Source organism: Geodermatophilus chilensis, assembly GCF_002802985.1.
Taxonomy (GTDB): Bacteria; Actinomycetota; Actinomycetes; order Mycobacteriales; family Geodermatophilaceae; genus Geodermatophilus; species Geodermatophilus chilensis.
In genome coordinates this window covers 1-3,770 of the sequence record NZ_NVPT01000275.1, presented here as the reverse complement: position 1 = coordinate 3,770, position 3,770 = coordinate 1, and the positions used below count along the sequence as shown (strand labels likewise).

At 72.4% G+C, this 3,770-nt stretch carries 4 protein-coding genes; all 4 read left to right on the top strand.

Annotated features, from left to right (window positions below):
- Positions 1-213: 213 nt before the first annotated feature.
- A complete protein-coding gene (gene yidC / locus CNO22_RS26110) occupies positions 214-1,314 on the top strand; it encodes a membrane protein insertase YidC (protein WP_100502157.1) in 1,101 nt (366 codons plus the stop codon).
- 88 nt (positions 1,315-1,402) lie between these two features.
- On the top strand, positions 1,403-2,035 hold the full coding sequence (locus CNO22_RS26105) for a Jag family protein (RefSeq protein WP_100502156.1): 633 nt from the start codon (positions 1,403-1,405) through the stop codon (positions 2,033-2,035).
- A complete protein-coding gene (rsmG, locus tag CNO22_RS26100; protein ID WP_100502155.1) occupies positions 2,032-2,703 on the top strand; it encodes a 16S rRNA (guanine(527)-N(7))-methyltransferase RsmG in 672 nt (223 codons plus the stop codon). Before CNO22_RS26105 ends, rsmG begins: the two co-directional genes overlap by 4 nt.
- 76 nt (positions 2,704-2,779) lie before the next feature.
- Positions 2,780-3,770, top strand: a 991-nt coding sequence (locus CNO22_RS26095) for a ParA family protein (RefSeq protein ID WP_232807370.1), incomplete at its 3' end; no start/stop codon positions are given.

Here is a 3,770-nt window from a genome sequence, read left to right as displayed (position 1 = left end):
CACGTAGACGACAGTTGACATGATATATAGTAACTTAGACATAGTTATTTATGTATAAGTTATTTAAATGAGACGACGCTACACGCGGTCCCCCCTTCCGCAGTCGTCGGCAGCGTCAGATGTGTATCCGAGGCCGGGTCCGCACGACCCCGCCCGCATCCGCCCGACCCGTCCCGTCGGCACCCCGCCGGGCCCCGCAGGAGGAGTCCCCCCTTGCTTGACTGGCTGTACACCGCCATCTCGTGGGTCATGGCGCAGTGGCACGCGCTGTGGAGCCTCGTCTTCGACGACCCCGAGGCAGGGACGGGCCTGTCGGGCCTGGCGTGGGCGCTGTCGATCGTCTTCCTGGTCGTCACCGTCCGGGTGATCCTCTTCCCGCTGTTCGTCAAGCAGGTCAAGTCCCAGCGGGCGATGCAGGAGCTGCAGCCGGAGATCCAGCGGCTGCGCAAGCAGTACGGCAGCGACCGGCAGGGCTTCGCCGTGGCCATGCAGAAGCTGCAGAAGGAGCGGAACGTCAGCCCGCTCGCCGGCTGCCTGCCGATCCTGCCGCAGATCCCGATCTTCCTGTCGCTCTTCCACGTGCTGCGGCGGCTGGCGCCCGACGCCCAGGGCCTCTACAGCTGGGACGACCAGCTCACCGACGAGGCCGCGCGGGCGCCGTTCTTCGGGGCGCCGATCTCGTCCTCGTTCTTCATGAGCGGGTCCAAGGAAGACGCGATCCTCGACATCACGAACGGCTACACCCAGATCCGGGTCGTCGCGTTCCTGCTCATCCTGATCATGAGCTTCACGACCTACTTCACGCAGAAGCAGATCATGCGGCGCTCCGGCCCGGTCGAGGGCCAGGCCGCGATGGTGCAGAAGATGCTGCTCTACGTGATGCCGCTCGGCCTGTTCGTCTCCGGCTTCCTCTTCCCCATCGGCGTCCTCCTGTACTGGTTCACCAACAACCTGTGGACGCTCGGGCAGCAGTTCTTCATCCTGCGCAAGATGCCGCCGCCCGGCTCCGACGCCGCCAAGGCCAAGGCGGCCGCGGAGAAGCCGGCCGTCGACCCGAAGACGCTGGCCCCCCGCCCCGGCGCCAAGCCGGTGCGCCCGAAGGGCGGGCACACCACCGCCCCGGCCTCGACGGTCGACACGGCCAACCCGACCGGGGACACCACCGCCGACGACACCCCGACCCCGACCGGTGCCACCGCCGCGAGCGTGGACGGCGCGCCGACGGCCGACCGCTCCGCGGGTAGCCATCCGCGCAGCGGGAGCGGGCGCAGCGGCCAGGGACCGGCCAACCGCGGCAAGCGCAAGCGCCGCTGAGCCGGCGCGCGCGGCGCCCTCGGGTGCCCGCGCCGGCGACCGACCACCGGGGTCGACCCCGGACGCCCGCACGACTGGAGGACACGCCATGAGCGCCCCACAGCACCCTGCCGAGCCGGCCGGCCCCACGAGTGAGGCCACCTCCGGCGCGGTCCTGAGCCCGCCCGCCGACGCGGACGTGCCGGCGCAGCCGGACCTGCCCGACCCGGACGAGGAGGGTGCCGACGCCGCCATCGAGCCCGCGGACGACGAGGGCGCCGACGACCTGCTGGTCCGCGAGGGCGACGTCGCCGGTGACTACCTCGAGCGGCTGCTCGACATCCTCGACGTGGACGGCGACATCGACCTCGACGTCGAGGGCGACCGGGCGTCGGTGGCAATCGTCGGCGGCGACCTCGAGGACCTCGTCGGTGCCGACGGCGCCGTGCTGGAGGCGCTGCAGGAGCTCACCCGGCTCGCCGTCGCCCAGTCCACCGGCGTGCGCAGCCGCCTCATGCTCGACATCAGCGGGTTCCGCGCCCGCCGCCGGGCCGACCTGACCTCGCTGGCGGCCGAGTCCGCCCGTCGGGTGGCGAGCAGCGGGCAGCCGGAGCGGTTGTCGGCGATGAACCCGTTCGAGCGCAAGGTCGTCCACGACGTCATCGCCGGGGTGGCCGGCGTGCACAGCGAGTCCGAGGGCGAGGAGCCCAACCGACGCGTCGTGGTGCTGCCCGACCGGTGAGCGGGGCAGCCTCTCCCGACGCGGGCGCCCCAGCCGTCCCACCGGCACCGGAGGTCGCGCGGTCGGTGTTCGGGACGGCGCTGCACGACGCCGAGCGCTACGTCGCCCGGCTGGCCACCGACGGCGTCACCCGCGGGCTGATCGGCCCGCGGGAGGTGCCCCGGCTGTGGGAGCGGCACGTCCTCAACAGCGCCGCCGTCGCCGACGCCGTCCCGGCCCACGCCCGGGTGGTGGACGTCGGCAGCGGCGCCGGCCTGCCCGGCGTCCCCCTGGCGCTGGCCCGGCCGGACCTCCGGCTCACCCTGCTCGAGCCGATGGCCCGGCGGGTGGAGTTCCTCGAGGAGGTCGTCGCCGAGCTCGGCAGGCCGTGGCGGGTCGTGCGCGGCCGGGCCGAGGAGCGCTCGGTGCGTGCCGCGGTCGGGCCGGTGGACGTCGTCACGGCGCGGGCCGTCGCCGCCCTCCCCCGGCTGGTCTCGTGGTGCCGCGGGCTGCTGCGCCCGGGCGCCCAGCTGGTCGCCCTCGTCGGGTCCCGCGCCCTGGAGGAACTGCCGTCGCTGGTGCCCGACCTGGAGGCGGCCGGGATGCGCGAGATCCACGCGCGGGCTGTCGGTGCGGGGCTGGGGGAGGCTGCCACTACCGTGGTGGTGATGACGCGAGGGACGCGCTGATGCGCGTTCCACGTGGAACCCCGCACCACTTCCCGCGTCCGTTCCACGTGAAACGGACCGGCAGGAAGGACCTCAGATGACCGACCCGGGCCAGCGGCTGCGGAGCAGTCTCACGGCCGAGCAGTCGGCCCCCGCCGTCGAGTTCGACAGCCCCATCGCGATGGAGGCGCTCCGGGCCACCCGGGTCCTGCACGCGGCCGACCAGGAGCCGTTCCCCACACCGGGTCGCATCCGGGTCATCACCATCGCCAACCAGAAGGGCGGCGTCGGCAAGACCACCTCGTCGGTCAACCTCGGGGTCGCCCTGGCGCTGTACGGGCTGCGGACGCTGGTCATCGACCTCGACCCGCAGGGGAACACCAGCACGGCTCTCGGCGTCGACCACAGCGTGGGGACGCCGTCGGTCTACGACGCCCTGGTCGGCGACAGCTCGCTCGCCGAGGTGGTGCACCCGACGACGGCCACGCCGCTGCTCTCCTGCGTGCCGGCGACCATCGACCTGGCCGGTGCGGAGATCGAGCTGGTCTCCGTCGTGGCCCGCGAGTACCGCCTGCGCCGCGCGATCGAGACCTACCTGCAGGAACTGCCGCCGGAGCAGCGCCCGCACTACGTGCTCATCGACTGCCCGCCGTCCCTGGGGCTGCTCACCCTGAACGCCCTCGTGGCCGGCGACGAGGTGCTCATCCCCATCCAGTGCGAGTACTACGCGCTGGAGGGCCTGGGGCAGCTGCTCAACAACATCGACCTGGTCCGCCGGCACCTCAACCCGGGGATCGCCGTCCGGACCATCCTGCTCACGATGTACGACGGGCGGACGAAGCTCGCCGACCAGGTCGCCGAGGAGGTGCGCAACCACTTCGGCAGCCTGGTGCTCGACACCGTCATCCCACGGAACGTTCGAGTCTCGGAAGCTCCGGGCTACGGCCAGTCGGTGGTCACCTACGACCCTGGGTCCCGCGGTTCGACCAGCTACGTCGACGGCGTGGAGCTGGCGCTCTCGGTGGTCGACCGCGGCGAGGGCCCCGAGGCGCTGCCGGCGGTGGAGATCGCCCCCGAGTCCGGCGTCT

Excerpts from the sequence above, each read along its gene's own strand:
- CNO22_RS26105 (WP_100502156.1), top strand. The coding sequence starts at position 1,403 with ATGAGCGCCCCACAGCACCCTGCCGAGCCGGCCGGCCCCACGAGTGAG.